The organism is Enterobacter sp. 18A13 (assembly GCF_007035975.1).
Classification (GTDB): domain Bacteria; phylum Pseudomonadota; class Gammaproteobacteria; order Enterobacterales; family Enterobacteriaceae; genus Enterobacter; species Enterobacter vonholyi.
In genome coordinates this window covers 604,616-627,683 of sequence record NZ_AP019634.1, presented here as the reverse complement: position 1 = coordinate 627,683, position 23,068 = coordinate 604,616, and the positions used below count along the sequence as shown (strand labels likewise).

Genomic DNA, 23,068 nt, shown 5'->3' with positions numbered 1-23,068 from the left:
TTTTTATCTCTGTTTTTATTACAACAACTTATGAAATACCTGCTTGCTGACGCCATCGTCTATAACGACGAGGACGGTTCTGTTTCTCTTATCAATGCGCCGGATGAGGATGCGCAGCTCCTCACCTGTACGGCCAATACCATCATGAAGCTGCTGGTTCAGCATCATGGGAACGTGGTTGAACGGGAAACCTTTCTCCAGGAAGTCTGGGATCGGCGAGGGCTACAGGGATCTAACAACTCCTTAAACCAGTACATCAGCATTCTGCGCAAGATGCTGGCGGCCCTGCTTCCCGACGCGCTGCTTATCGTTACCGTACCGAAAACGGGCTTTATGCTCAGCGCGGACGTCACGGTCACTCCGCTGGAGGAGGCTCCGCCGACCGCCGAAACGGCAAAACCTGCATGGCGCGTTCGCCCGGAATGGCTGTTCTGCGGCGCGCTCACGCTGGTCGTCGTTGCGCTATGCCTCTGGATCGCGCTGATCAAGCCAGAAAATTCACAAAGGGAGATCCATCTGCTGACGCATATCGGCACCTGCCCGGTCTACACCTTTACGCCGCTGGCGGACGTGTTTCACGGGAAGGCAATAACGCTGGCGCAAACGCTTCAGAAGGACGGCCATCTTCCGTGCCTGAAAAATTCAATTTTCTACATGCACATTCAGAGAACGCTTTTCTACGGCCACGAAGGGCGGCTGGTGCTCTCCCAATGTTCCCTCACGCGGGGTAAAGCCAGCGCCTGTCGTACGCTTTACTATTACGAGTGGTGATATGAGACACAAAAAAGTTTGGCTAATCCTGTTCCTCAACCTGCTGCTGCTGGGCGCCGTGACGGCGTGGTACTTTCACACGCCCCCGCTGTCGGTGGCCTGCGATGGAAACCTGACCTTCTCCGACCGGCGCGACAGCCACGATTTCACCTTTGACGGTGAGATCATTATGCGTTTTCATCCCGACAAAACGGGGTATATCACGGTTAACGGCAGCGTGGTGAATGCCCCGCGCAGCTGGGAGGTTTCCCGCCAGGAGATGTTTAAATGGCGTCACGTGGAGGGCGAACTGTATGAGATTGCTATTCAAAAAGTGGAGCGTTTTAGCCATGACGCCATGCCGCCCGGGGTCTTTGAAAAATACGTTGCCGGCCTGACGCTGGGCAATAAAAGGCTTCTGACGATCGAGCGCACGCCGGAAGACGCGCTGGTGATCAGCAATTTCTATTCGCCGGTGCTGATCTGCTCGGAATAATGTCGACGGGTCAGGCTATACTTGCCGCCATGACTATTCGCATTCGCCCTACCACCCGCAACGACGTTGCCGCCCTGCCCGCCATTGAACGCGCGGCAGCCGGGTGCTTCCGTGGCTTCCCGGCACTCGCCTGGCTTGCCGATGGCGTGGTCATTTCCGCTGAACAACACCTCGGCTATGTCGAACGCGGGCTAAGCTGGCTGGCGCTGGCAAACGACCACCCCGTCGGGTTTATCCTTGCCGAAGCCCATCCGTCATCACTGTTTATTGTCGAACTCTCGGTTGATCTGCACTCGCAGGGAAAAGGGATCGGCAGGCAGCTCATCGCCTGCGTGGCAGAACATGCCCGTAACAGGGGGCTGACAGCGCTGACGCTGACGACGTTCAGGGACGTCCCGTGGAATGCGCCGTTCTATGCCCGGCTGGGGTTTGAAAAAATGACGACGCTGACGCCTGAACTGCGTCGGAAAAGGGAAGAAGAGACGGCGCACGGCTTCGCGTATGAAACGCGCTGCGCCATGCGCCTGCCTCTGTAATATCGCCCGGTAGCGCTGCGCTTACCGGGCCTACAAAACCACGAACCGTAGGCCGGGTAAGGCGCAGCCGCCACCCGGCACAACACACGGCGTTAGAAGGTTTCCCAGTTATCACCTGCGTCAGCGGTAACCGCTTTACGCGTCATCGCCGGTGCTGAAACGGTTTTCGCAGAAGCGAATTCGCGCGCTTTCATCTGCTCCTGCTGAATGCGGAATACCGCTACGGCCTGAGTCAGACGGCTTGCCTGCTCTTCAAGGGCGGCCGCCGCTGCGGCAGATTCCTCAACCAGCGAGGCGTTCTGCTGGGTCACGCGATCCATCTCTGCTACCGCCAGACCCACCTGGTCGATACCGCGGCTCTGCTCGTCAGACGCAGAGGCGATTTCACCCATGATGTCTGTGACGCGTGTTACCGCATTCACGATCTCACCCATGGTTTCACCGGCGCTTTCGACAAGCGTTGAGCCTACTTCCACGCGGCCCACGGAGTCTTCAATCAGGCTCTTGATCTCGCGTGCCGCCTGGGCGCTGCGCTGGGCCAGGTTACGTACTTCACCTGCCACCACCGCAAAACCACGGCCCTGCTCGCCCGCACGCGCCGCTTCTACCGCCGCGTTCAGTGCCAGAATGTTTGTCTGGAAGGCAATCCCGTCAATCACGCTGATAATGTCGGCGATTTTCTGCGAACTGCCCGCGATATCGCGCATGGTCTGCACCACGTTATCCACCACTTTGCCGCCTTTCTGCGCGGTTTCAGAGGCGCTCAGCGCAAGATGGCTTGCCTGACGAGCGTTCTCGGCGTTCTGCTTAACGGTCGCCGTCAGCTGTTCCATGCTGGCAGCGGTCTCTTCCAGGGAAGCGGCCTGCTGTTCAGTACGGGAGGAGAGGTCGTTGTTGCCCATCGCGATTTCACTCGCGCCGCTGTAGATAGCGTTCGCGCCGTTACGCACGTCGCCAACGGTACGCACCAGTTCGCCCTGCATATGACGCAGCGAGTCGGCCAGTTCACCCATCTCGTTGGTGCCCTGAACCTCAATGCGCTTCACCAGGTCGCCGCTGGCGATATGGCGAATGTTGTCGATCAGACGATTCAGCGGAGAGATCAGCGTCTGCTTGATGTTCAGCCAGACGGCCACGATAACCACCAGCACGGCAATCAGGACGCTAATCAGCACCCAGATAGCCTGGCTGTAGGAGCTGTTGCTGTCTTCGACCGCCGTCTGATACAGCTTGTCGTTCTGCTGCAGGTAGCTCACATACTGCTTCTCAAAACCGTCCTGATAGCTCTGGGTCGGCTGGTCGAAGAAGGCGTTGATTTTGCCCGCGCCCAGCAGCTGAATCAGCTCCGCCAGCGCGCCGTGGTAAATATCATAGTTACGCTTGATCTCCATGGCATCCGCATCGCTTTGACGCGGATCGCGCGGCAGGGCTTCGTAGGCAGCCCAGTTTTTTTCCGCCTGTTTCAGAGACGAAGACGCGATTTGCATCAAATCGTTAACGGTCGCGCCGCTGCCGATATTGCTCTGATCCATCATATAGCGGATACCCGCACGGTTCAGGGTATTACGGGTTTGCAGCAATGCTACCCAGCTGGCGTTCAGCGTGGACTGTTGCTGGCGAATGGTTTGCAGGACGGTGAAATTCTCTTTGTCATTCTTAAGGGCATTAAAGAAAAGACCACCGGACGTGAGTTGTAAAAGGCCAAATATCGCTAAAACCAGCATTAAGCTGGTGACAATCTTGATACGGTTTAACATGTTTTCTCTTTCCTCAGACAGATACAGAATTTTCGGCCTGGAAAGGGAAAACTTTACGAAAATCATCCTGGAATTTGTGGTTTTTACTCTTCTTCCCGCGCTGCGTTATGCCGGTTTCCGAGTTCAATAAACTCTTCCAGCAGCGCCGTCAGCTGTTTCATCTTCTCCGGCGTGTATTCCGCCTCGATCTGCTGATACGCCTCTTCGACCTGCGCCTGGGCGTGTTCATACAGCGCATTTCCCTCTTTGGTCAGCGATACGTACAGCTTGCGCTGGTCGTTCACCGGCTTCAAGCGCAGCACCAGGCCGTCGCGCTCCATCCGCGTCAGGATGCCGGTCAGGCTCGGGCGCAAAATACAGGTGCGAAACGCCAGATCGTGAAAATCCATCGACGGATGTTCAGCCAGCACGCGCACAAGGCGCCACTGCTGCTCGGTCAGGTTATGGCGCTTCACGATTGGGCGGAAATAGGACATCGCCGCTTCCCGCGCCTGCAGCAGCGCGATGGTTAATGAATCATGCATAGCGTCTCCCCTTCACATCATTAACAAGTAAACAATCACTAAAAGATGTTTTTATAAACAACGCGTTTTCCGTCAAAAAGTCTAACAGAAACCCGTCAATTTTATTAACCCTATGATTTAAATATTAATAAAGTCCAACATGTAAATTTATTGTTATTCATATCACAAATTTTTCACTTCTGATTGCGAAATAAACAGCAAAAGCATAAAACCAGATCATTAACATATTAATGAAATCCAAACCGGACATCCGGCCTGAGGAGTATGTAAATGAAAGGTACCGTTTTTGCCGTCGCCCTCAACCATCAAAGCCAGCGTGAAGCCTGGCGTGAGGCCTTTGAAAAAGCCCCCTACAACACGCCGCCGAAAACAGCGGTGTGGTTTATCAAACCGCATAACACGGTGATCCGCGCGGGCGAGTCGATCCCCTTCCCGCAGGGTGAAACGGTGCTGAGCGGCGCCACGGTGGCGCTGGTCGTGGGCAAAACCGCCAGCAAGGTGCGCGTGGAGGACGCCGCGGAATATATTGCGGGATACGCACTCGCCAACGAGGTGAGCCTGCCGGAAGAGAGCTTCTACCGCCCTGCCATCAAGGCGAAATGCCGGGACGGATTTTGCCCGCTCGGTGAAATGGTCGCCGTTGGTAACGTGGATAACCTGACCATCATCACCGAGATCAACGGCCGCGAAGCGGACCACTGGAACACGGCCGACCTTCAGCGTAACGCAGCCGAACTGCTGAGCGCCCTGAGCGAGTTCGCTACCCTCAATCCCGGCGATGCGATATTGCTCGGTACCCCGCAAAGCCGCGTTGAGATCCGCCCGGGCGATCGGGTGCGTATTCTGGCGGCAGGTTTTCCGCCGCTGGAAAACCCGGTGGTAGATGAACGCGACGTCGCTCACACGCACCGCACGCCGCCGCACGCCACGCTGTTTGCCCTCGGTCTGAACTATGCCGACCACGCCAGCGAGCTGGACTTCAAGCCGCCCACCGAGCCGCTGGTATTTATCAAAGCGCCAAACACCTTCAACGGCGACGGCCAGACGTCGGTGCGCCCGAACAATATCGAGTACATGCACTATGAAGCGGAGCTGGTGGTGGTCATCGGCAAAACCGCGCGTAAGGTGAGTGAAGCCGAGGCGATGGACTATGTTGCGGGCTACACGGTCTGCAACGACTACGCCATCCGCGACTACCTGGAAAACTACTACCGCCCGAACCTGCGGGTAAAAAGCCGCGACGGGCTGACCCCCATTTCCCCAAACGTCGTGCCAAAAGAAGCCATTCCCGACCCGCACAACCTCGCCCTGCGCACCTTCGTCAACGGCGAGCTGCGTCAGGAAGGCACCACGGCGGATCTGATCTTCAGCATCCCGTACCTGATCGCCTACCTGAGCGACTTTATGACCCTGCAGCCGGGCGACATGATTGCCACCGGCACGCCGAAGGGGCTCTCCGACGTGGTGCCGGGCGATGAGGTGGTGGTGGAAGTGGAAGGCGTGGGACGCCTGGTGAACCGAATTGTGAGTGAGGAGACGGCAAAATGAAAAAGATTAACCACTGGATCAACGGTAAAAACGTCGCGGGCAGCGACTACTTCCACACCACTAACCCGGCCTCCGGCGAGGTCCTGGCAGAAGTGGCCTCAGGCGGCGAAGCCGAAATCCATCAGGCCGTTGCCGCCGCCAAGGAGGCGTTTCCGAAGTGGGCCAACCTGCCGATGAAGGAGCGCGCGCGCCTGATGCGTCGTCTGGGCGATCTGATCGACCAGAACGTGCCGGAGATCGCCGCCATGGAAACCGCCGATACTGGGCTGCCGATCCACCAGACCAAAAACGTGCTAATTCCGCGCGCCTCGCACAACTTCGAATTTTTCGCCGAGGTGTGCCAGCAGATGAACGGCAAAACCTACCCGGTCGACGACAAGATGCTCAACTACACCCTGGTGCAGCCGGTGGGCGTCTGCGCGCTGGTGTCGCCGTGGAACGTGCCGTTTATGACCGCCACCTGGAAGGTCGCGCCCTGTCTGGCCTTAGGCAATACCGCGGTGCTGAAGATGTCCGAGCTCTCCCCGCTGACCGCCGACCGTCTGGGCGAGCTGGCCCTCGAAGCGGGTATTCCGGCGGGCGTGCTGAACGTCGTTCAGGGCTATGGCGCCACGGCAGGCGACGCGCTGGTGCGTCATCACGACGTGCGCGCGGTCTCCTTCACCGGCGGCACCGCCACCGGGCGCAACATCATGAAAAACGCCGGGCTGAAGAAGTACTCCATGGAGCTGGGCGGCAAATCCCCGGTGCTGATTTTTGAAGACGCCGACATCGAGCGCGCGCTGGACGCCGCCCTGTTCACCATCTTCTCGATCAACGGCGAGCGCTGCACCGCGGGCTCGCGCATCTTTATCCAGCAGAGCATCTACCCGGAATTCGTCAAGCGCTTCGCCGAGCGCGCCAACCGCCTGCGCGTGGGCGACCCGACCGATCCGAACACCCAGATTGGCGCGCTGATTAGCCAACAGCACTGGGAAAAAGTCTCCGGCTATATCCGCCTCGGCATCGAGGAAGGCGCAACCCTGCTGGCGGGCGGCCCGGACAAACCGACCGACCTGCCTGCACACCTGAAGGGCGGCAACTTCCTGCGCCCGACCGTGCTGGCGGATGTTGATAACCGCATGCGCGTGGCGCAGGAGGAGATCTTCGGGCCGGTGGCCTGCCTGCTGCCGTTTAAAGACGAAGCGGAAGGTCTGCGCCTGGCGAACGACGTGGAGTACGGCCTGGCGTCGTACATCTGGACCCAGGACGTCAGCAAGGTGCTGCGTCTGGCGCGCAGCATTGAAGCGGGCATGGTGTTCGTCAACACCCAGAACGTGCGCGACCTGCGCCAGCCGTTTGGCGGCGTGAAGGCCTCCGGCACCGGCCGCGAGGGCGGTGAGTACAGCTTCGAGGTGTTCGCGGAGATGAAGAACGTCTGCATCTCCATGGGCGACCATCCGATTCCAAAGTGGGGGATCTGAGCATGGGTAAACTAGCGTTAGCGGCGAAAATCACCCACGTACCGTCGATGTATCTCTCCGAGCTGCCGGGCAAAAACCACGGCTGCCGCCAGGGCGCCATCGACGGTCATAAAGAAATTAGCAAGCGCTGCCGGGAGCTGGGCGTCGATACCATTATCGTCTTCGACACCCACTGGCTGGTGAACAGCGCGTACCACATCAACTGTGCGGACCATTTTTCGGGCGTCTACACCAGCAACGAGCTGCCGCACTTTATCCGCGACATGACCTACGACTACGACGGCAATCCGGAACTCGGCCAGCTCATCGCCGACGAGGCGGTGAAGCTCGGCGTGCGCGCCAAAGCGCACAACATCCCGAGCCTGAAGCTGGAGTATGGCACGCTGGTGCCGATGCGCTACATGAACGCGGATAAGCACTTCAGGGTGGTCTCCATCTCGGCGTTTTGCACGGTTCACGACTTCGCCGACAGCCGCAGGCTGGGCGAGGCCATCGTCAGCGCCATCGAAAAATATGACGGCACCGTGGCGGTGCTCGCCAGCGGCTCGCTGTCGCACCGCTTTATCGACGACCAGCGCGCCGAGGAAGGGATGAACAGCTACACCCGCGAGTTCGACCGCCAGATGGACGAACGCGTGGTGAAGCTGTGGCGCGAGGGTCAGTTCAAAGAATTCTGCAGCATGCTGCCGGAGTACGCCGACTACTGCTACGGCGAGGGCAACATGCACGACACGGTGATGCTCCTGGGCATGCTCGGCTGGGACAAATACGACGGCAAGGTGGAGTTTCTCACCGAGCTGTTCGCCAGCTCCGGAACCGGCCAGGTCAACGCCGTTTTCCCGCTGCCCGCCTAAGGAGCCACCATGCCGCACTTTATTGCTGAATGTACCGAGAACATCCGCGAGCAGGCCGACCTGCCGGGGCTGTTCGCCAAAGTGAACGAGGCACTCGCCGCCACGGGCATCTTCCCTATCGGCGGTATCCGCAGCCGCGCCCACTGGCTGGACACCTGGCAGATGGCCGACGGCAGGCACGATTACGCCTTTGTGCATATGACGCTGAAAATCGGCGCCGGGCGCAGCCTGGAGAGCCGGGAAGCCGTGGGGGAGATGCTGTTTGGCCTTATCAAAGCGCACTTCGCGGAGCTGATGGCGAGCCGCTACCTGGCGCTGTCGTTCGAGCTTGACGAGCTGCACCCGACCCTTAATTACAAACAGAACAACGTGCACGCGCTGTTTAAGTAATACCGGCACGGTCAGTCCCCTCTCCCACAGGGAGAGGGTGAAAACAAAGATAAAACAGGATATCGCCATGCTCGACAAACATACCCATACCCTGATCGCCCATCGTCTGCATCAGGCGGAACAGTCCCGGGAGCAGATCCGCGCGATCTCGCTGGACTACCCGGAGATTACCATTGAAGACGCCTACGCCGTTCAGCGCGAATGGGTCAGCCTGAAGATTGCCGAAGGCCGCGTGCTGAAGGGCCACAAGATCGGCCTGACGTCCAAAGCGATGCAGGCCAGCTCGCAGATCAGCGAGCCGGACTACGGCGCGCTGCTGGACGACATGTTCTTCCACGACGGCAGCGACATCCCGGTCGACCGCTTCATCGTCCCGCGCATTGAAGTGGAGCTAGCCTTCGTGCTGGCAAAACCGCTGCGCGGCCCGAACTGCACTATCTTCGACGTCTACAACGCCACGGACTACGTCATCCCCGCGCTGGAGCTGATCGACGCCCGCTGCCACAACGTCGACCCGGAGACCCAGCGTCCGCGCAAGGTCTTCGACACCATCTCCGATAACGCCGCCAACGCGGGCGTGATCCTCGGCGGCCGTCCGATTAAGCCCGACGAGCTGGACCTGCGCTGGATCTCCGCCCTGCTCTACCGCAACGGCGTGATCGAAGAGACCGGCGTGGCCGCAGGCGTGCTTAACCACCCGGCGAACGGCGTGGCGTGGCTGGCGAACAGGCTGGCGCCGTACGACGTGCAGCTTGAGCCCGGCCAGATTATTCTCGGCGGCTCGTTTACCCGCCCGGTGCCCGCCAGCAGGGGCGACACCTTCCACGTCGACTACGGCAGCATGGGCTCCATCAGCTGCCGCTTTGTCTAGGAGAGCACGATGCAAAACGCATTCAAAGCGGCGCTGAAAGCAGGCCGTCCGCAAATCGGTTTATGGCTGGGGCTGACCAGCAGCTACAGCGCCGAGCTGCTGGCCGGGGCAGGCTTCGACTGGCTGCTGATCGACGGCGAGCACGCGCCGAACAGCGTGCAGACCGTCTTAACCCAGCTGCAGGCTATCGCCCCTTATCCCAGCCAGCCGGTGGTCCGGCCATCGTGGAACGACCCGGTGCAGATCAAACAGCTGCTGGACGTGGGTGCGCAAACCCTGCTGGTGCCGATGGTGCAAAACGCCGACGAAGCGCGGCTGGCGGTACGTGCCACCCGCTACCCGCCTGCGGGCATTCGCGGGGTGGGCAGCGCCCTGGCGCGCGCGTCGCGCTGGAACCGCATTCCCGATTACCTGCAGCAGGCCAACGACGCCATGTGCGTGCTGGTGCAGATTGAAACCCGCGAGGCGCTGAAAAACCTGCCGCAAATCCTGGACGTGGAAGGCATCGACGGCGTGTTTATCGGCCCTGCGGATCTCAGCGCAGACATGGGCTTTGCAGGCAATCCGCAGCACCCGGAGGTGCAGGCCGCCATCGAGCAGGCGATTGCGCAGATACGCGCCGCCGGTAAAGCACCCGGCATCCTGATGGCGAACGAGCCGCTGGCAAAACGCTATCTTGAGCTCGGCGCGCTGTTTGTTGCCGTCGGGGTCGACACTACCCTGCTTGCCCGCGGCGCGGAAGCGCTGGCGGCACGTTTTATCGAAAAACCGGTTACGTCAGTTAATAACAATAAATCCGTCTACTAAACGTAAGATCTGGAGCGCACCATGACGACCTCTACCCTGCAAACCCATGATAATAAAGCTGTTGAACATCGCGCCATTAACAAGCTGTTCCGTCGCCTGATCGTCTTTCTTTTTATCCTGTTTGTCTTCTCGTTTCTCGATCGCATCAACATCGGCTTCGCCGGGCTGACGATGGGTAAAGATCTTGGCCTCACGTCAACCATGTTTGGCCTGGCCGCGACGCTGTTTTACGTCACCTACGTGCTGTGCGGCATTCCGAGCAACATCATGCTGGCGAAGATCGGCGCACGCCGCTGGATCGCCGGGATCATGGTGGTGTGGGGTATTGCCTCTACCTGCACCATGTTCGCCACCAGCCCGCACACGCTCTATGTTTTACGCATGCTGGTGGGCATTGCCGAAGCCGGCTTCCTGCCGGGGATTCTGGTCTACCTCACCTGGTGGTTCCCGGCCTATCACCGCGCCCGCGCCAACGCGCTGTTTATGATCGCCATGCCGGTAACAATGATGCTCGGCTCGATCCTCTCCGGCTACATTCTGGCGATGGACGGACTGTGGAATCTCAAGGGCTGGCAGTGGCTATTCCTGCTGGAGGGGCTGCCGTCGGTGGTGCTCGGCGTAGTGACCTGGTTTTACCTCAACGACACGCCGGACCAGGCCACCTGGCTGGACGAGGACGAAAAGCAGGCGCTCAAAACGATGATCGCCCGCGAGCAGGAGGTCGCGATTGCCCAATCCGTCACGCCGCGTTCCACGCTGCGCGAGGTGCTCACGCCCGCCGTGCTGCTTTACACGCTGGCCTACTTCTGCCTGACCAATACGCTGAGTGCAATCAACATCTGGACGCCGCAGATCCTGCAAAGCTTCAACACGGGAAGCAGCAATATCGTCATCGGCCTGCTGGCGGCGATCCCGCAGTTTTGCACCATCCTCGGGATGATCTGGTGGAGCCGCCGCTCCGACAGGCTGAAAGAGCGAAAAAAGCACACCATCCTGCCGTACCTGTTCGCTGCGGCGGGATGGATGCTGGCCTCCGCGACGGATCACAGCCTGATCCAGCTGCTTGGCATCATCATGGCCTCAACCGGATCGTTTACCGCCATGGCGATATTCTGGACCACGCCGGATCGGGTTATTAGCCTGCAGTCCCGCGCGGTGGCGCTGGCGGTGATCAACGCCATCGGCAACGTCGGCTCCGCCGTCAGCCCGCTGCTGATTGGGATCCTGCGCGACGCGACCGGCAGCTTCAGCTCGGGGCTGTGGTTTGTGGCCGGGCTGCTGGTGGTCGGCGCGCTGGTGCTGACGCGCATTCCGATGACGCAGCGGGATCAACAGAGGAACGATCATGTGCCAGAACCCTATCGCCAACATTGATATCAGCAAGGAGTACGACGAAAGTCTGGGCACCGACGATGTGCACTACCAGTCATTTGCCCGCATGGCGGCCTTTTTTGGCCGCGACATGCAGGCGCATCGTCACGACCAGTACTTTCAGATGCACTTTCTCGATACCGGGCAGATTGAGCTCCAGCTCGACGATCACCGCTATTCGGTGCAGGCCCCGCTGTTCGTCCTCACGCCGCCGTCGGTGCCGCACGCGTTTATCACCGAATCCGACAGCGACGGTCACGTGCTGACGGTCCGTGAGGATCTGATCTGGCCGCTGCTGGAGGTGCTCTACCCCGGCACGCGGGAGGCGTTTGGCCTGCCGGGGATCTGCCTCTCGCTGGCGGATAAGCCGGACGAGCTGGCGGCGCTGAAGCACTACTGGCAGCTGATCGCCCGCGAATCCACGGAACAGCTGCCCGGGCGCGAGCATACCCTGGTCCTGCTGGCGCAGGCGGTGTTTACCCTGCTGCTGCGCAACGCGAAGCTCGACGACCACGCCTCAGGCGGCATGCGCGGCGAGCTGAAGCTGTTCCAGCGCTTTACCCAGCTGATCGACACCCACTACCACCAGCACTGGACGGTGCCGGAATACGCCAGCGAGCTGCACCTGACCGAATCCCGCCTGACCGATATCTGCCGCCGCTTCGCCAACCGGCCGCCAAAACGGCTGATCTTCGACCGCCAGCTGCGGGAGGCCAGGCGCCTGCTGCTCTTCTCCGACAGCACGGTCAGCGAGATTGCCTGGCAGCTGGGATTCAAAGATCCGGCCTATTTCGCCCGCTTTTTTAACCGCTTAGTGGGATGCTCGCCCAGCGCATATCGGGCGCAGAAAGTACCGGTTTCCTGAACGCATCACGGTTCGTAGGGCGGGTAAGCGCAGCGCCACCCGCCGAAAAGCCGCACAGATCACAAAACCACATCCCACCCGAAAAGTACCCGTCGTTGTCCCAATCGTCCCTTCACGTTACGTCCCTCTCAGGCTTCAATTAAACAACAAAAACAAAACATAAATTTAACAACACTATTCCGATACGAGGTCCCTATGAAGCCTGAAGATTTCCGCGATGATGCCAAACGTCCGTTAACCGGTGAAGAGTATTTAAAAAGCCTGCAGGACGGTCGTGAGATTTATATCTACGGCGAGCGCGTCAAAGACGTCACTACCCATCCGGCGTTTCGCAATGCGGCAGCCTCCATCGCACAGATGTACGACGCGCTGCACAAGCCGGACATGCAGGACACGCTATGCTGGGGCACCGACACCGGCAGCGGCGGCTATACCCACAAGTTCTTCCGCGTGGCGAAAAGCGCCGACGACCTGCGCCAGCAGCGCGATGCCATCGCCGAGTGGTCGCGACTGAGCTACGGCTGGATGGGCCGCACGCCGGACTACAAGGCCGCGTTCGGCTGCGCGCTCGGCGCCAACCCGGCCTTCTACGGCCAGTTCGAGCAGAACGCCCGCAGCTGGTACACCCGCATTCAGGAAACCGGCCTGTACTTCAACCACGCCATCGTTAACCCGCCGATCGACCGCCACAAGCCGGCGGACGAGGTGAAAGACGTCTACATCAAGCTGGAGAAAGAGACCGACGCCGGGATTATCGTCAGCGGCGCGAAAGTGGTAGCCACCAACTCGGCGCTGACCCACTACAACATGATCGGCTTCGGCTCCGCGCAGGTGATGGGCGAAAACCCGGACTTCGCGCTGATGTTCGTCGCGCCGATGGATGCCGAGGGCGTGAAGCTGATCTCCCGCGCCTCTTACGAGATGGTGGCAGGCGCGACCGGCTCCCCTTACGACTACCCGCTCTCCAGCCGCTTTGACGAGAACGACGCGATCCTGGTGATGGATCACGTGCTTATCCCGTGGGAAAACGTGCTCATCTACCGCGATTTCGACCGCTGCCGTCGCTGGACGATGGAAGGCGGTTTCGCCCGCATGTACCCGCTGCAGGCCTGCGTGCGCCTGGCGGTGAAGCTCGACTTCATCACCGCCCTGCTGAAGAAATCCCTGGAGTGCACCGGTACCCTGGAGTTCCGCGGCGTGCAGGCAGATCTCGGCGAAGTGGTGGCCTGGCGCAACATGTTCTGGGCGCTGAGCGACTCCATGTGTTCCGAAGCCACCCCGTGGGTCAACGGCGCGTATCTGCCGGATCACGCCGCGCTGCAAACCTACCGCGTGATGGCGCCGATGGCCTACGCCAAAATCAAGAACATCATCGAGCGTAACGTGACGTCCGGCCTGATTTACCTGCCGTCCAGCGCCCGGGATCTGAACAATCCGCAGATCGACCAGTATCTGGCGAAATACGTGCGCGGCTCCAACGGCATGGATCACGTTGAACGTATCAAGATTTTGAAACTGATGTGGGACGCCATCGGCAGCGAGTTCGGCGGTCGTCACGAGCTGTACGAAATTAACTACTCCGGCAGCCAGGATGAAATTCGCCTGCAGTGTCTGCGCCAGGCGCAGAGCTCCGGCAACATGGACAAGATGATGGCGATGGTCGACCGCTGCATGTCCGAATACGACCAGCACGGCTGGACCGTACCGCACCTGCACAACAACAGCGATATCAACATGCTCGACAAGCTGCTGAAATAGCGCAGCGGGAGGTTGCAATGCATTCAGATGAACAACGCCTGCGTTTTCGCGACGCAATGAGTAGCCTGTCGGCGGCGGTAAACGTGGTCACCACCGAGGGCGAGGCGGGCCGCTGCGGCATTACCGCCACCGCCGTCTGTTCGGTCACGGACACCCCGCCGTCGGTCATGGTGTGCATCAACGCCAACAGCGCCATGAACCCGGTATTCCAGGGCAACGGCAGGCTGTGCGTTAACGTGCTGAACCACGAGCAGGAGATCATGGCTCGCCATTTCGCCGGGATGACCGGTATGACGATGGAAGAGCGCTTTGCACTCTCCTGCTGGCAGAAAGGGCCGCTGGCGCAGCCTGTGCTCAAGGGTGCGCTCGCCAGCCTTGAAGGTGAGATTAGCCAGGTGCAAACCATCGGCACGCATCTTGTCTACCTTGTTGAAGTTAAAAACATTATCCTGAGTGACGCGGGACACGGCCTGATCTACTTCAGGCGCCGTTTCCACCCGGTCATGCTGGAGGCAGAAGCCGCCTTGTGATGCCCCCTCGCGCTGGCCTTTTTTTCCGGCCAGCGCCGCTTTCTACAAAAACTCCTAAGGTTTCCCCTAAATCACGCCGTTATATAGCCATAAGAGAAATTTTCTGCGACTGAATACTGACACTACCTGTCAGTGCATCCGCATCATTCAGCGCATACCTAAATATACAGGATGACCTTATGGCTAAAACGACGCGTAGCCGCTCGGCTGAACGTCTGGTCGATATTCTGGTTGAGCTACATTTAAACGGTGTGGTAAACCGCAGTGCGCTAATGGAGAAATTTAAAATTACCGAGCGTACCGTCTACCGGGATTTAAATGCCCTCTCTCCCATTGTTGAACATTTCGGTAACGGGCTATATCGGCTGATCCATTCTGCACAATCGCCCGGCGGACAAGGCTTACATCACACCCTTGCTAACTTCCTGAATGCTGACAGCTTTTTCCCTGAAAGAAATACGGAATTCTGGCAGAAGCTTGAAACGCGCGTTGACGAAAACCATATTCTTATTCTTGGCAATGAAGCAGAACACACGGTAGAGCGTGATATTCGCCGTCATTTAACGAAAATCGAGAAATCGATTAAAAACCATAATGTTTGTCAGATCGTTTATAAGGGTAAAACCCGTCTGATTAATCCCTATAAACTCATTAACAAAAAAAATATATGGTATTTACAAGCCACCGAAAATAGCCGACTGAAATCCTTCTCCTTGAGCCAGATTAGCTGGTTTGATATTCAGAAAACGACCTTCACTCCTGAAGAAAACGTTCTTGAGCTGCTGGAGAAAAGCCTCGACCCCTGGGTATCTGAAGATACTTTCGCAGTGAAAATATTTATTAAAGATAATATTTCACATTACTTCCTGCGCCGCGATCTTCTGCCGGAACAGGAGCTGCTGGAGGAGCAACAGGGCGGCGTCACGCTGCGCTGCCAGGCGGCACACGAGAACCAGATCCTGCCGCTGCTGTTCTACTGGCTCCCCCATATTCAGATACTGGAACCGAGCTGGCTGAAGGAGAAGCTCATCAGGACGCTGGAAAGCTATCTGGCCGTGGAGCGAACCCCGAATAATCAAGTGATCTCAATCACATAATTTCGCCCACTGGCGGCGAGCCGAAACCGCTCGTCGCCGCCTTTGACCGCTCACCCGGCACTTTCAACCACTCATTCATTTACCGTCCTTTACGCGCGCGTTGATCTGGCACGATCGCTCCAGCATTAATCAATACCTCCTCACAACGAACCCTGACCCTTTTTTCTTTACATAAAAAACCAGGTCTTACTATGGATACTAAAAAACTACTGAAGCACGTGCCCTGGGCCTTACTCGGGATCCTCGGCGCTTTTTGTCTGGCGGTTGTCGCATTACGCCGGGGCGAACACGTAAGCGCCCTGTGGATCGTGGTCGCGTCCGTTTCCGTCTATCTTGTGGCTTATCGCTACTACAGCTTATACATCGCGCAGAAGGTCATGAAGCTCGACCCAACGCGCGCCACTCCGGCGGTCATTAACAATGACGGCCTGAACTACGTGCCAACCAACCGCTACGTGCTGTTTGGTCACCACTTTGCCGCTATCGCCGGGGCAGGCCCGCTGGTCGGCCCGGTACTGGCCGCGCAGATGGGCTACCTGCCGGGTACGCTCTGGCTGCTCGCTGGCGTGGTGCTGGCGGGTGCGGTGCAGGACTTTATGGTGCTGTTTATCTCTTCTCGCCGTAACGGCGCCTCTCTGGGTGAGATGGTCAAAGAAGAGATGGGCCGCGTGCCGGGGACTATCGCCCTGTTCGGCTGCTTCCTGATTATGATCATCATCCTCGCGGTGCTGGCCCTGATCGTGGTGAAAGCCCTGGCCGAAAGCCCGTGGGGCGTCTTCACCGTCTGCTCTACCGTGCCGATTGCGCTGTTCATGGGGATCTACATGCGCTTCCTGCGTCCGGGACGCGTAGGTGAGGTGTCGGTCATTGGTATCGTGCTGCTGGTGGCCTCTATCTACTTCGGCGGCGTCATCGCGCACGACCCGTACTGGGGCCCGGCGCTGACCTTCAAGGACACCACCATCACCTTCGCGCTGATTGGCTATGCGTTTATCTCCGCGCTGCTGCCGGTCTGGCTGATTCTGGCCCCGCGCGACTACCTGGCGACCTTCCTGAAAATCGGCGTGATCGTCGGGCTGGCAATCGGGATTGTGATCATCAACCCTGAACTGAAAATGCCGGCGGTGACCCAGTACATCGACGGTACCGGTCCGCTGTGGAAAGGCGCCCTGTTCCCGTTCCTGTTCATCACCATCGCCTGCGGTGCGGTCTCCGGCTTCCACGCCCTGATCTCCTCCGGTACCACGCCTAAGCTGCTGGCAAACGAGAAAGACGCACGCCTCATCGGCTACGGCGCCATGCTGATGGAGTCCTTCGTGGCGATCATGGCGCTGGTTGCCGCGTCTATCATCGAACCGGGTCTGTACTTCGCGATGAACACCCCTCCGGCGGGTCTCGGTATTACCATGCCGAACCTGCACGAGATGGGCGGCGACAACGCGGCGCTGATTATGGCGCAGCTGAAAGACGCCAGCGCACACGCGGCTGCGACCGTCAGCTCCTGGGGCTTCGTGATTTCGCCTGAGCAGATCATGCAGACCGCGAAGGACATCGGCGAACCGTCCGTGCTGAACCGCGCCGGTGGCGCACCGACGCTGGCTGTCGGTATCGCACACGTGTTCCACAAAGTGCTGCCGTGGGCGGACATGGGCTTCTGGTACCACTTCGGTATTCTGTTCGAAGCGCTGTTCATCCTCACCGCGCTGGACGCCGGTACCCGTGCGGGCCGCTTCATGCTGCAGGATCTGCTGGGTAACTTCGTGCCGTTCCTGAAGAAAACCGACTCTCTGGTAGCAGGCATTCTGGGTACGGCGGGCTGCGTCGGCCTGTGGGGCTACCTGCTGTATCAGGGCGTTGTCGACCCGCTCGGCGGCGTGAAGAGCCTGTGGCCGCTGTTCGGTATCTCTAACCAGATGCTGGCGGCTGTAGCTCTGGTGCTCGGTACCGTTGTCCTCGTGAAGATGAAACGCACCAAATACATCTGGGTCACCGTGGTCCCTGCGCTGTGGCTGCTGCTCTGCACCACCTGGGCGCTTGGCCTGAAGCTGTTCAGCGCCAACCCGCAGCTGGAAGGCTTCTTCTTCATGGCTAACCAGTACAAAGAGAAGATTGCCGCAGGCGGCGCGGATCTGACCGCCCAGCAGATTGCCAACATGAACCATATCGTGGTGAACAACTATACCAACGCGGGTCTGAGCATTCTGTTCCTGGTGGTGGTGTACAGCATCATCTTCTATGGCATCAAAACCTGGCTGAAAGTGCGTAACGCCGACGGCCGTACGGACAAAGAAACCCCGTACGTGCCGGTGCCTGAAGGCGGCGTGAAGACCTCTTCACACCATTAATCCAGCATGTCACTCCAGGCCCGGATCGCTGCGCGCCACCGGGCTTTTTCTTATCAGGACCCGTTATGTTTGGTAACTTAGGCGAAGCAAAAAAATACCTCGGTCAGGCGGCGAAAATGCTGATTGGCATTCCGGACTATGACAACTACGTTGAGCATATGAAGACCAACCATCCGGATAAGCCGTACATGACCTACACTGAATTCTTCCGCGAGCGTCAGGAAGCGCGCTACGGCGGAAGTGGAGAAGGCGGCGTCCGCTGCTGCTAAAGGAGAGACCATGACCCCGATTGCCGTTACCCTGCTGACCGGTTTCCTCGGCGCCGGTAAAACCACCCTGCTGCGCCACATTCTGAACGAGCAGCACGGCTTCAAAATCGCCGTCATCGAAAACGAATTTGGCGAAGTCTCCGTAGACGACCAGCTGATTGGCGATCGCGCCACGCAGATCAAAACCCTGACCAACGGCTGCATCTGCTGCACCCGCTCTAACGAATTAGAAGATGCCCTGCTGGACCTGCTCGACAGCCGCGATCGCGGGGAAATCGACTTTGACCGCCTGGTGATCGAGTGCACCGGCATGGCCGATCCCGGCCCGATTATTCAGACCTTTTTCTCCCATGAGATCCTTTGTCAGCGCTATCTGCTGGACGGCGTGATTGCCCTGGTTGATGCGGTCCACGCCGACGAACAGATGAACCAGTTCACCATCGCCCAGTCTCAGGTGGGCTACGCCGACCGCATCCTGCTGACCAAAACCGACGTGGCGGGCGAAAGCGAAAAGCTTCGCGAGCGCCTGACCCGCATTAACTCCCGCGCGCCGATTTACACGGTGACGCACGGCGATATCGACCTGTCCCAGCTGTTCAACACCAACGGCTTTATGCTGGAGGAGAACGTCACCGCGAAACCGCGCTTCCACTTTATGGGAGACAAGCAAAACGACGTGGCGTCGATTGTGGTGGAGCTGGATTATCCGGTGGATATCAGCGAGGTCTCCCGCGTGATGGAGAACCTGCTGCTGTCGTTTGCCGACAGGCTGCTGCGCTACAAAGGAATGCTGTGGATTGACGGCGAACCCAACCGCCTGCTGTTCCAGGGCGTGCAGCGCCTGTACAGCGCCGACTGGGACCGCCCGTGGGGCGATGAAGCGCCGCACAGCGTGATGGTGTTTATCGGCATACAACTGCCGGAGGAAGAAATTCGGGCGGCGTTTGCGGGTCTGAAGAAATAACCGCATCGAACATCCCCTCTCCCCTATGGGGAGAGGGCTAGGGTGAAGGGTAAGCCCTGGTATTATTTCACCGCCTCCGGAAGCGTCACAATCCACAGCTCGCTGTCCGACTCCGGCTTCTTCAGCGGCTTCACGCTGAGCGTGGTTTCCACCGGTTTATCATCCAGCGTCAGCTTGCCTTCCGCGTTCACCCGATAATCCTTGAGCTTCTTGCCCTCGACCGGGTTTTGCATCGCTACCTTTACGCCAAAGTCGTTATCGTTCGCCACCGCAAGCGTTTTGCTGTCGATCAGCGCCAGCCCTTCGGCCTTCTCCTGCTGCCAGCCCAACGCGCGCAAATCGACGACCTGCGTTTTAGCCGCAAGGGTAATGCCGCGCTGCGCCAGGGTTTTCTCATCATCAAACTCAGGGTACTCGCCCGGCTTGTCGAAGGCGGAAAGGTCGCTCGCCTTGCTGAGATCCACCTTGTAAATCAGGTTACGCATTCCGTCGTTTTTATCGCTTCCCTGCTCAATCAGCAGGATGTGCTGGTCATCAAGCGCCACGATATCGCCGATTTTGGCGTCGCTGTTTTTGTCGTAGGCCGCGCTGTCGATGGGGTAACCGTACATTGCGGTTTTGCCGGTTGCCGGATCGAAGCTCACCAGACGCGTAAACAGCGCCTGCTTTTTGCTCTTACCGTCGATGTCCAGCGTGCTCTGCACGGCGGCGATAATGCGTCCGTCCGGCATCCGGGTCAGGCCTTCAAAGCCCCGGTTCGGCTGGCGCCATTTGATGATGTTTGGCAGGCCGCCCGCGATGGATTTCTCCCCTTCCGCGGCCTGCGGCCCGTGGATCGCCAAGATCTTCCCTTTGCTGTCGACGTTAATCAGGAACGGACCATATTCGTCGCACAGCCAGTAGCCGCCTTTTCCGTCCGGGGTGATGCCTTCTGTGTCCAGGCCACGGTTGTCACCCCTGAGCGTCTTTAAGGTATCGCTGAACGCCACTTCATTGGTGGAACCAATCACGCCGCTTTGCAGCGGCAGACCGTTAATCTCGCCTTTATCATCATGCAGCGGGCGGGCATCAACCGCCTCCGCTTTGCCGTTCTGGACGCGGATGGTCATCAGCAGCGGCGCGAAATCAGGCGTGACAAATATTTTGGCTTCGTTTTTACCCATTTTTGGCGCATCGGCGTTGGGACCGCGATCGGTCACGGTCGCAAAGGTCAGGGCATCGCCCTGCTTGCCCGTAAACAGCAGGCCGGAGCCGATTCCCACAGGGAGTCCGTTCGGAAACGCATCGGCAAACGCGCCGCTGTAGCTCACGTGGGAGCCTTCAGGGAAGCTGACGACATAGCGCTCAGCAGTGGGCTGCGCCGCGAGGCCAGAGAAAGAGAGCGCACAGCCGATAAGCACAGGAATAATTTTTCTTTTCATATTGTTAGTGTCCAGGAAGTGAAGCCAACAACGTAAAGAAGGAACGTGTCAGAAAAATGACATGGCGGAAAGCGACCTGGCGTTGCGGGACGTATAACCACCTCCAGAAATGTAAACCTGTGTCTTAATCTGTGACAACTGAAACACTTTTGGAAATTATTAGAAACTCAATTAATTCAACACGAACTACATTCTCCGGCTCGTTCAGCGTACGTTTAATCAAAACCCTGAACCATCCCTAAACGCGAATGCATTACGTATTGACTCCTTGCCGGCTCAACATTCAACCAACATTTAAAATTCAAAAACCCAACAAAATCAGCTTAAAAACGCGACAAACATCACATTTGCAGTGATAAACAGCTCTTGTTAAGGTGCCCTCAGATTAATTTGATGAAGAGGAAAAACTCATGAAAAAGCTCAACGTTCTCCTTCTTTCCGCTCTGACCGCCGTATCAGGCTCCGCACTGGCCATGGGCGGCAGCATTGAGCAGGGTAAGAACTTCACTAACCTGAACGTCGAAATGGGTAAATCAACCTCTGGTCTGTACACCGAAGGTAGCTGGCTGAAAAACACCGACGACGGCACCACGACCGGTGGCGTGGGTGCAGGCTACAACTTCGAGGTCGGCCCGGTGATGCTGAACGCAGGCGCTAAGGCCCTCTACGTTGGCCCGAAGAAAGGCGATAACGGCGTGGCGTTCCCGGTCGGCGGCGGTGTGAACGTTGCCCTGACCGACAGCATCAGGGTATTCGGTGAAGGCTACGTTGCTCCAGACGGCCTGAACAACAGCGTGAAAAACTACGTTGAAGCGAACGGCGGCGTAAGCTGGACGCCAGTGAAGCCGGTGACGCTGAAGGTGGGTTATCGTCACGTGAGCGTTGATGGCAAAGACGGTCGTCCAAACCACACGCTGGTAGACGGCGCTTACTTCGGCGGCGGCGTGAGCTTCTAATCCACCTGATAAATAAAAAACCTGCCATTCGGCAGGTTTTTTATTACTACGTTACTTACGCACCACCACCAGCTTCTGGTTCACAAATTCTTTAATCCCCAGATCCGACAGCTCGCGTCCGTAACCGGAGCGCTTCACGCCGCCGAACGGCAGCTCTGGCGCGGTATCGGTGAGCCAGTTGATGTACACCATCCCCGTCTCGATACGCGACGCCATCTTCTTCGCGCGCTCGATATCCTGGCTGAATACCGCCCCGCCCAGGCCGTAGTGGGAGTCGTTCGCCAGCGCGACCGCCTCTTCGTCGTTTTTCACCACGTACATCTGCGCCACCGGGCCGAAGAACTCTTCGAAGTACGCCGGGTTGTCGCGCGAGATGTTCGTCAGGATCGTCGGTTCAAAAAAGCTGCCGTCGCGCTGCACCGGCTTGCCGCCATAGTGCAGCGTCGCGCCGTTTTTCACCGCCTCGTTAACCTGTTTGGTCAACGTTTCTAGCGCATCTTTCGACGACAGCGGCCCCAGCGTAGTGCTTTCGTCCAGCGGATCGCCAATCTTCACCTGCTTAAACGCCTCGGTGAATTTGCTCAGGAAAGCGTCGGCGATCTTTTCATGCAGGATAAAGCGCTTCGCCGCGGTACAGACCTGCCCGGCGTTGTTGAGACGCGCATTCACGCCAATCTTGACGGCTTTGTCCAGGTCCGCATCGTCCAGCACCACGAATACGTCGTTACCGCCCAGCTCAAGCGTGGATTTCTTAATGTGCTTCGCCGCCTGTGCGGCCACCACGCTACCGGCTTTTTCGGAGCCGGTTAATGCGGCACCCTGCACGCGATCGTCGGCAATGATGTTCGCCACCTGCTCGGACGAGATAAACAGGTTGGTCCATGCACCTTCCGGCGCGCCCGCCTCGCGGACCAGATGGGCAAAGGTTTCGGCGCAGTGCGGCACGATGCTGGCATGCTTGGCGATCACCGGGTTACCCGCCGCCAGATTTGGCGCCAGAACGCGCATCAGCTGGTAATACGGGAAGTTCCACGGCTCAACGGCCATCAGCACGCCGATGGGATGATGCTCCACCCACGCTTCCCCGAGTTCGGATTGATACTTCACCGGGGCCAGGAACTGCTTCGCGTTGTCAGCGTAATAGCGGGCGATTTGCGCGCACAGCTTCACTTCGCCGCGGCTCTGTTCGATGAGCTTACCCATCTCCTGGCTGGCGATTTTCGCCAGCTCCTCGGTGCGCTCGTCGATCAGGTCGGCAAGCTTATGCAGCACCGGCAGGCGCTGATTGATGTCGCCTTTCGCCCAGTCCGAATGATAAAGAGCATCGGCCGCCTTCAGCGCCGCTTCGATATCCGCGTCGGTATGCGAGGGGTATTCTTTGATGAGCTGGTTAGTGGCAGGGTTTACTGTCTGATAAGCCATGTCGAATCTCCTTGTTTTACCGCTTAGGGTATTAAGGGTAGTCAACATGACTGGCCGTGGGCGTAAAGTTGGGT

General features: G+C 58.5%; 22 protein-coding genes. 18 read left to right on the top strand and 4 right to left on the bottom strand.

The window, feature by feature from the left end:
• Positions 1–30: 30 nt before the first annotated feature.
• Genes FOY93_RS03005 through FOY93_RS02995 form a run of 3 tightly spaced genes read left to right on the top strand, consistent with a single transcriptional unit; the run spans position 31 to position 1,782 of the window.
• Positions 31–771 carry a winged helix-turn-helix domain-containing protein gene (locus FOY93_RS03005; protein WP_127729524.1) on the top strand — a complete coding sequence of 247 codons (741 nt, stop codon included), beginning with the start codon at positions 31–33 and terminating at the stop codon, positions 769–771.
• A gap of 1 nt (position 772) precedes the next feature.
• Positions 773–1,246, top strand: coding sequence for a FidL-like protein (locus FOY93_RS03000; RefSeq protein ID WP_023615762.1), 474 nt, complete (start codon positions 773–775; stop codon positions 1,244–1,246).
• Between the two features lie 29 nt (positions 1,247–1,275).
• Positions 1,276–1,782, top strand: coding sequence for a GNAT family N-acetyltransferase (locus FOY93_RS02995; RefSeq protein ID WP_133293733.1), 507 nt, complete (start codon positions 1,276–1,278; stop codon positions 1,780–1,782).
• A 92-nt stretch (positions 1,783–1,874) separates the two neighbouring features.
• Here FOY93_RS02995 and tsr read toward each other — a convergent pair whose 3' ends face one another.
• A complete protein-coding gene (tsr, locus tag FOY93_RS02990; protein ID WP_133293732.1) occupies positions 1,875–3,539 on the bottom strand; it encodes a methyl-accepting chemotaxis protein in 1,665 nt (554 codons plus the stop codon).
• A gap of 83 nt (positions 3,540–3,622) precedes the next feature.
• Positions 3,623–4,063, bottom strand: a complete 441-nt coding sequence (gene hpaR / locus FOY93_RS02985; RefSeq protein ID WP_143344618.1) for a homoprotocatechuate degradation operon regulator HpaR — start codon at positions 4,061–4,063, stop codon at positions 3,623–3,625.
• Positions 4,064–4,333: 270 nt separating this feature from the next.
• Between hpaR and hpaG the strand changes: the two genes are divergently transcribed.
• The 14 genes from hpaG (at position 4,334) to yjiA (ending at position 19,195) form a co-directional block, all read left to right on the top strand.
• The gene (gene hpaG, locus FOY93_RS02980; RefSeq protein ID WP_133293730.1) at positions 4,334–5,611 is read left to right on the top strand and encodes a 4-hydroxyphenylacetate degradation bifunctional isomerase/decarboxylase; all 1,278 of its coding nucleotides are present in this window, start codon (positions 4,334–4,336) and stop codon (positions 5,609–5,611) included.
• Positions 5,608–7,074, top strand: a complete 1,467-nt coding sequence (hpaE, locus tag FOY93_RS02975; protein ID WP_008502108.1) for a 5-carboxymethyl-2-hydroxymuconate semialdehyde dehydrogenase — start codon at positions 5,608–5,610, stop codon at positions 7,072–7,074. Before hpaG ends, hpaE begins: the two co-directional genes overlap by 4 nt.
• Positions 7,075–7,076: 2 nt before the next feature.
• Complete coding sequence (gene hpaD / locus FOY93_RS02970; RefSeq protein ID WP_133293729.1) at positions 7,077–7,928, top strand: 3,4-dihydroxyphenylacetate 2,3-dioxygenase; 852 nt, start codon at positions 7,077–7,079, stop codon at positions 7,926–7,928.
• A 9-nt stretch (positions 7,929–7,937) separates the two neighbouring features.
• Positions 7,938–8,318, top strand: coding sequence for a 5-carboxymethyl-2-hydroxymuconate Delta-isomerase (locus FOY93_RS02965; RefSeq protein WP_133293728.1), 381 nt, complete (start codon positions 7,938–7,940; stop codon positions 8,316–8,318).
• A gap of 67 nt (positions 8,319–8,385) precedes the next feature.
• Positions 8,386–9,189 carry a 2-oxo-hept-4-ene-1,7-dioate hydratase gene (hpaH, locus tag FOY93_RS02960; RefSeq protein WP_133293727.1) on the top strand — a complete coding sequence of 268 codons (804 nt, stop codon included), beginning with the start codon at positions 8,386–8,388 and terminating at the stop codon, positions 9,187–9,189.
• Positions 9,190–9,198: 9 nt separating this feature from the next.
• Positions 9,199–9,996, top strand: coding sequence for a 4-hydroxy-2-oxoheptanedioate aldolase (hpaI, locus tag FOY93_RS02955; protein WP_133293726.1), 798 nt, complete (start codon positions 9,199–9,201; stop codon positions 9,994–9,996).
• A 21-nt stretch (positions 9,997–10,017) separates the two neighbouring features.
• The gene (gene hpaX, locus FOY93_RS02950) at positions 10,018–11,370 is read left to right on the top strand and encodes a 4-hydroxyphenylacetate permease (protein WP_133293725.1); all 1,353 of its coding nucleotides are present in this window, start codon (positions 10,018–10,020) and stop codon (positions 11,368–11,370) included.
• Complete coding sequence (gene hpaA / locus FOY93_RS02945; protein WP_048028628.1) at positions 11,342–12,232, top strand: 4-hydroxyphenylacetate catabolism regulatory protein HpaA; 891 nt, start codon at positions 11,342–11,344, stop codon at positions 12,230–12,232. Before hpaX ends, hpaA begins: the two co-directional genes overlap by 29 nt.
• A gap of 195 nt (positions 12,233–12,427) precedes the next feature.
• Complete coding sequence (gene hpaB / locus FOY93_RS02940; protein ID WP_143344617.1) at positions 12,428–13,990, top strand: 4-hydroxyphenylacetate 3-monooxygenase, oxygenase component; 1,563 nt, start codon at positions 12,428–12,430, stop codon at positions 13,988–13,990.
• Between the two features lie 17 nt (positions 13,991–14,007).
• Entirely contained in the window at positions 14,008–14,520 is a 513-nt protein-coding gene (locus FOY93_RS02935; RefSeq protein ID WP_111964122.1) for a 4-hydroxyphenylacetate 3-monooxygenase reductase subunit, read from the top strand.
• Positions 14,521–14,699: 179 nt separating this feature from the next.
• Positions 14,700–15,617, top strand: coding sequence for a helix-turn-helix transcriptional regulator (locus FOY93_RS02930; RefSeq protein ID WP_111964123.1), 918 nt, complete (start codon positions 14,700–14,702; stop codon positions 15,615–15,617).
• A gap of 191 nt (positions 15,618–15,808) precedes the next feature.
• Positions 15,809–17,962 (top strand): carbon starvation CstA family protein, encoded by a 2,154-nt coding sequence (locus FOY93_RS02925; protein WP_111964124.1) that lies wholly within the window; start codon positions 15,809–15,811, stop codon positions 17,960–17,962.
• A gap of 65 nt (positions 17,963–18,027) precedes the next feature.
• Positions 18,028–18,231, top strand: coding sequence for a YbdD/YjiX family protein (locus FOY93_RS02920; protein ID WP_003856610.1), 204 nt, complete (start codon positions 18,028–18,030; stop codon positions 18,229–18,231).
• 10 nt (positions 18,232–18,241) lie between these two features.
• Positions 18,242–19,195 carry a GTPase gene (yjiA, locus tag FOY93_RS02915; RefSeq protein ID WP_115876542.1) on the top strand — a complete coding sequence of 318 codons (954 nt, stop codon included), beginning with the start codon at positions 18,242–18,244 and terminating at the stop codon, positions 19,193–19,195.
• 62 nt (positions 19,196–19,257) lie between these two features.
• Here yjiA and FOY93_RS02910 read toward each other — a convergent pair whose 3' ends face one another.
• Positions 19,258–20,616 carry an esterase-like activity of phytase family protein gene (locus FOY93_RS02910; protein ID WP_133293724.1) on the bottom strand — a complete coding sequence of 453 codons (1,359 nt, stop codon included), beginning with the start codon at positions 20,614–20,616 and terminating at the stop codon, positions 19,258–19,260.
• 410 nt (positions 20,617–21,026) lie between these two features.
• Here FOY93_RS02910 and FOY93_RS02905 point away from each other — a divergent pair, with 410 nt between their 5' ends.
• Entirely contained in the window at positions 21,027–21,572 is a 546-nt protein-coding gene (locus FOY93_RS02905) for a YfaZ family outer membrane protein (protein ID WP_133293723.1), read from the top strand.
• A 51-nt stretch (positions 21,573–21,623) separates the two neighbouring features.
• On the opposite strand, the gene FOY93_RS02900 is transcribed toward FOY93_RS02905, so the two are convergent.
• Positions 21,624–22,994 carry an NAD-dependent succinate-semialdehyde dehydrogenase gene (locus FOY93_RS02900; protein WP_133293722.1) on the bottom strand — a complete coding sequence of 457 codons (1,371 nt, stop codon included), beginning with the start codon at positions 22,992–22,994 and terminating at the stop codon, positions 21,624–21,626.
• Positions 22,995–23,068: the final 74 nt, after the last annotated feature.